The 4,812-nt window shown below is 39.3% G+C and carries 4 protein-coding genes; all 4 read left to right on the top strand.

From position 1 onward, the window contains the following. The first annotated feature begins 70 nt into the window (after nt 1-70). Nucleotides 71-520, top strand: coding sequence for a DoxX family protein (locus PSN35_RS06045; RefSeq protein WP_300030858.1), 450 nt, complete (start codon nt 71-73; stop codon nt 518-520). A gap of 5 nt (nt 521-525) precedes the next feature. Then, a complete protein-coding gene (locus PSN35_RS06040; protein ID WP_300030855.1) occupies nt 526-1,470 on the top strand; it encodes a DUF3179 domain-containing protein in 945 nt (314 codons plus the stop codon). 77 nt (nt 1,471-1,547) lie between these two features. Then, complete coding sequence (locus PSN35_RS06035) at nt 1,548-3,062, top strand: FMN-binding glutamate synthase family protein (RefSeq protein WP_300030852.1); 1,515 nt, start codon at nt 1,548-1,550, stop codon at nt 3,060-3,062. Further along, on the top strand, nt 3,049-4,686 hold the full coding sequence (locus tag PSN35_RS06030) for an acetolactate synthase large subunit (RefSeq protein ID WP_300030849.1): 1,638 nt from the start codon (nt 3,049-3,051) through the stop codon (nt 4,684-4,686). Before PSN35_RS06035 ends, PSN35_RS06030 begins: the two co-directional genes overlap by 14 nt. Nucleotides 4,687-4,812 lie beyond the last annotated feature (126 nt).

The raw sequence follows: 4,812 nt of genomic DNA, 5'->3' as shown, positions 1-4,812 counted from the left end.
GTTTATTTAAAGTTTTATAAAGAGGGTGGTAGCGTGATTGTTGAAAAAATAACAAAACAGGAGTTTGAAAATGGAAAAAATAATTAATATTTACAATAAAGTGTTTGCATGGATATATAAATATACCGATGATATTTTTAAGTTATTTGTGCGTTTATACGTAGCTGATGCATTTTTTCGAGCAGGCTGGTTGAAGATAAACTCTTGGGACAGTACTTTGTATTTATTTGAATCTGAATACCAAGTGCCAATAATTCCTTGGGAATTGGCGGCTTATCTGGCTACTGCAGTGGAGATAATTCTACCAATATTTTTAATTCTTGGTTTGGCAACAAGGCTAATAGCGACCAAGTTGTTTTTCTTTAATATTATTGCGGTAATTTCGTATCCAGTTATTTGGCAGAGCGGTTTTTATGATCATAAGTTGTGGGGTATTATGCTGTTAATTACGATTATTTATGGACCTGGTAAATTCTCAATAGATACATCAATTTGTCAAAAATTAAATAAAAAGCTGTAAGTATTGTGCGCCAATTGACTATTGTATGTTGTATTAGTTTTTTCTTGAGTGCTTGTAATGCGCAAAATGCACCATCTAAAAATGGCTTTGATTTATCAAATACCAGTATTAGTGTTGATGAGATATTATCTGGTGGTCCTGGAAAAGATGGTATTCCAGCAATTGATAATCCAATATTTGTCACTCAAGATCAAGCTGATTTCGTTAAAGATAAGGATCGAGTCTTGGCGCTTGAGATAGACGGTGTTGCTAAAGCTTATCCGATTAACATTCTTAATTGGCATGAAATTGTCAACGATCGCATTGGTGATCATTATTTTGCTGTTACCTATTGTCCTTTATGTGGGACAGGCGCGGTGTTTTCAGCTGACATAGCGGGCGAACGTTCACGTTTTGGTGTGTCAGGATTGTTGTACAATTCAGATGTGCTTTTGTATGACAATAAAACCAAATCATTATTTTCTCAAATTTTATCCAAAGCTGTTAGCGGCCCACTAGTTGGTGAAAAACTAAAGGCTTTAGCCAGTACGCATACAACTTGGGGTGGCTGGAAAGAGCAACACCCTAATACGCTGGTGCTTTCTACTGATACAGGCTATAGTCGTGACTATACAAAAAATCCATATGCTGGTTATGGCGCCAGCAGATCTTTGTATTTCCCTGCACCTAGCAAGAGTATTAATGCTGATCGGTTTCATCCAAAAGAAACCGTGATTGGGCTGGTTGATGGTGAGAGAATCAAGGCTTATCCATTTAGCGAGCTAGATAAAAATGACAAGGTTCAATTTACTGATACAATCAATGGAAAGCGCTATATATTAGAGTGGGATAGTGCCAATAAATCAGCTCAAATTAAAAATCAAAAAGGAGGGGTGATTCCAACAATTCAAGGATTTTATTTTGCTTGGATGGCCTTTTATCCGGATTCTAAAATCTACCTTGTACAGTAAATAATATTTATTTTATTTTAGCGGTTGAAATTGTAATTTGTTAGGCGTAAGATGCTTAACAAATATTCGGGGGAATAATGCCAGCATCTGACACTTTTAACGCCATCTTAAACCTAATGCCAGTTTTGTTTATTTGGTTGTTGGGTCTGATTTTTGCAGTGGTTGTTCTGACATTTATATTTGATGTTACCCAGAGTAAGAACGCCATCTTAAAAAATTATCCGGTGATTGGGCATTTTCGATATTTGTTTAGTAATTTGGGTGAGTTCTTTCGCCAATATTTCTTTGCCATGGATCGTGAAGAAATGCCGTTTAATCGTGCTGAACGTGAATGGGTAAATCGTGCTTCAAAAGGCAAAGACAATACCATTGCTTTTGGTTCTACTAAAAATCTTAACGTGCCAGGATCGACAATTTTTATAAATTGTCCTTTTCCAACGCTGGACAGTGATGCGGTAAAAACCAAAGTTGTTACCATTGGCGAGGGATATAGTGAGCATCCTTACGCCGCTCAGTCTATTTTTAATATCTCCGGCATGAGTTATGGTGCGATTTCCAAGCCAGCTGTTTTAGCGTTATCTAATGGCGCAAGAAAGGCAGGGTGTTGGATGAATACAGGTGAGGGTGGGTTGAGTCCTTATCATCTAGAAGGTGGTGCGGATTTGGTGTTTCAAATTGGTACGGCTAAATATGGTGTTAGAAATGAAGATGGCAGCTTAAGTCAAAAAAAGCTTAAAAAAGTTGCCCAGCATGATCAAGTCAAAATGTTTGAGCTTAAGGTGTCTCAGGGTGCTAAGCCAGGCAAGGGTGGTATTTTACCTGGTGTTAAAATCACTGCTGAAATTGCTAATATTAGAGATATTCCAGAAGGGCAAGATTCAATCTCACCCAATCGACATATTGAAGCCTCTAATGCGGGTGAACTGCTAGATTTGATTAATCGAGTGCGAGATATTACTAAAAAGCCGGTTGGCTTTAAAACGGTGATTGGTCATACAAGATGGCTTGAGGCTTTGTTAGTTGAGGTAAATAAGCGTGGTGCTGGTTCGGCACCTGATTTTATTACCGTTGATGGTGGCGATGGTGGCACAGGTGCAGCACCCATGGCACTCATGGATAATGTTGGCTTGCCACTTAAAGAGGCGTTACCTTTGGTGGTGGATACTATTATGCAGTGTGGTCTTGAGGATAGGATTAAAGTAATCGCTTCAGGAAAAATGATCACCCCAGCTGATGTGGCTTGGGCGATTTGTGCAGGTGCTGATTTTGTCACCTCGGCACGTGGGTTTATGTTTGCTATTGGTTGCATTCAATCTTTAAAATGCAATAAAAACACTTGTCCTACGGGAATTACCACGCATAATAAACGCTTGCAAAAAGGCTTAAACCCTAAAAGCAAAGCGGAGAAAGTTAAAAATTATGTAGATAACATGACTAAAACAGTTGAAACCATTGCCCACTCTTGCGGTGTTAAAGAAGTGAGAAGGCTTAATCGTACCCATGTTCGAATTGTACAAATTAACGGAAAATCCATCCCCATGAATGAACTATGCCCAATTTGCCCAGAAGGAGAAAACCATGAAAGCATCTGATCTATTTGTTAAAGCGTTAGAAAATGAGGGTGTTGAGTATATTTTTGGCATTCCTGGTGAAGAAAATCTCGATTTATTAGATTCTCTTCGTGGATCTTCGATTAAATTTATCTTGACACGTCATGAGCAGGCAGCTGCTTTTATGGCCGCTACGTATGGGCGTTTAACGGGTAGAGCGGGCGTGTGTTTAGCAACACTCGGCCCCGGCGCTACTAACTTAGTCACCGCTATTGCCTATGCGCAACTTGGCGCTATGCCACTGGTAGTGATTACTGGGCAAAAGCCAATCAAAGCGGGCTTGCAGGGTAAGTTTCAAATTTTGGATATTGTCAGAATGATGGAGCCTTTGGTGAAAGATTCTGATCAAATTATATATGGACGCCAAATTCCAGCACTAGTGCGTGGCGCCTTTAGAATTGCTGAAGAAGAGCGCCCCGGTGCAGTGCATCTTGAATTGCCAGAAGATATTGCTCGAGAAGAAGTAGAAGACGATAGAGTTTTCCCTAGGCAGACCATTCATCGTGTGTTTGCTAGTGATCGTGCCATTGAAAAGGCAGTAAATGTGATTAAAGCCGCAAAACGACCTTTGCTTTTAGTAGGTGCGGGGGCTAATCGTAAACGCATTAGAAAACCATTATCTGATTTTGTTAATAAAACCGGCATCATGTTTTTTAACACGCAAATGGGTAAAGGTGTGCTGAGTGGTGATGATTCTCATTTTATTGGAACAGCCGCATTTTCTTCAAAAGATTACGTTCATGAAGCTATTAAAAAGGCTGATTTAATTATTAACGTCGGCCATGATATTATTGAAAAACCCCCTTTTATCATGAAAGGCAATGATCAACAAGTGATCCATATTAATTTTCATTCGGCACAAATTAAAGATATTTATTACCCACAGGTTGAGGTGGTTGGTAATATTTCCAACTCGATGGATCGTATTAATGAAGCACTCAATGAGTGTTATGCGTGTAATCGAGACTGGATAAAATCAATTCGTGAAAAAACGCGTAATGCCATTCACTCCCTAGATAACGACACTTCATTTCCAATGGTGCCGCAGCGAGTCGTGGCAGATGTAAGAAAGGTAGTGGATGCTGATGGTATTGTGTCTTTAGATAATGGCATGTTTAAGCTGTGGTTTGCGCGTCATTACCATACCCATGAACCTAATACCCTACTCTTAGATAATGCGCTAGCAACGATGGGTGCCGGTTTGCCATCTGCTATGGCTTGTGCACTGATGTATCCAGAGCGTCAAGTACTTGCCGTGTGTGGTGATGGCGGCTTTATGATGAATTCTCAGGAGTTGGAAACAGCCGTTCGTTTGAATTTAAACCTAGTGGTTTTGATTTTTAATGATAGTGGTTATGGCATGATTAAATGGAAGCAAACAGTACAAGAATTGCCAGATTTTGCCCTTGATTTTAACAATCCAGATTTTGTTATGTATGCACAAAGTTATGGGGCTACAGGTCATAGGGTTGAATCTAGTGAAGAACTGATTCCTACTATGGAAAGGGCTTTCTCTGATGGCGGCGTTCACTTAATTGACTTGCCAATTGATTATTCGCAAAATACTAAAACTTTATTAAATGATCTTAAACAATTTGACGCTTAGAAAAAATGACCAAACAATTAACCGTTAACCAGGCTTACACAGGCGAAACTTTAGCACAACTAGACATGCATGATGCTGCGCAAGTAGATGCTATGTTGAGTAAAGCTAAATCTCTACATGACTCTG

It is taken from the genome of Candidatus Thioglobus sp. (assembly GCF_028599055.1).
GTDB lineage: Bacteria > Pseudomonadota > Gammaproteobacteria > PS1 > Pseudothioglobaceae > Thioglobus_A.
Note: the sequence above shows the minus strand (reverse complement) of the source record. Positions and strands in the feature narration are given on the sequence as shown.

Coding starts and splice junctions, on each gene's coding strand:
- PSN35_RS06045 (WP_300030858.1), top strand. CDS start 71: ATGGAAAAAATAATTAATATTTACAATAAAGTGTTTGCATGGATATAT.
- PSN35_RS06035 (WP_300030852.1), top strand. CDS start 1,548: ATGCCAGCATCTGACACTTTTAACGCCATCTTAAACCTAATGCCAGTT.
- PSN35_RS06030 (WP_300030849.1), top strand. CDS start 3,049: ATGAAAGCATCTGATCTATTTGTTAAAGCGTTAGAAAATGAGGGTGTT.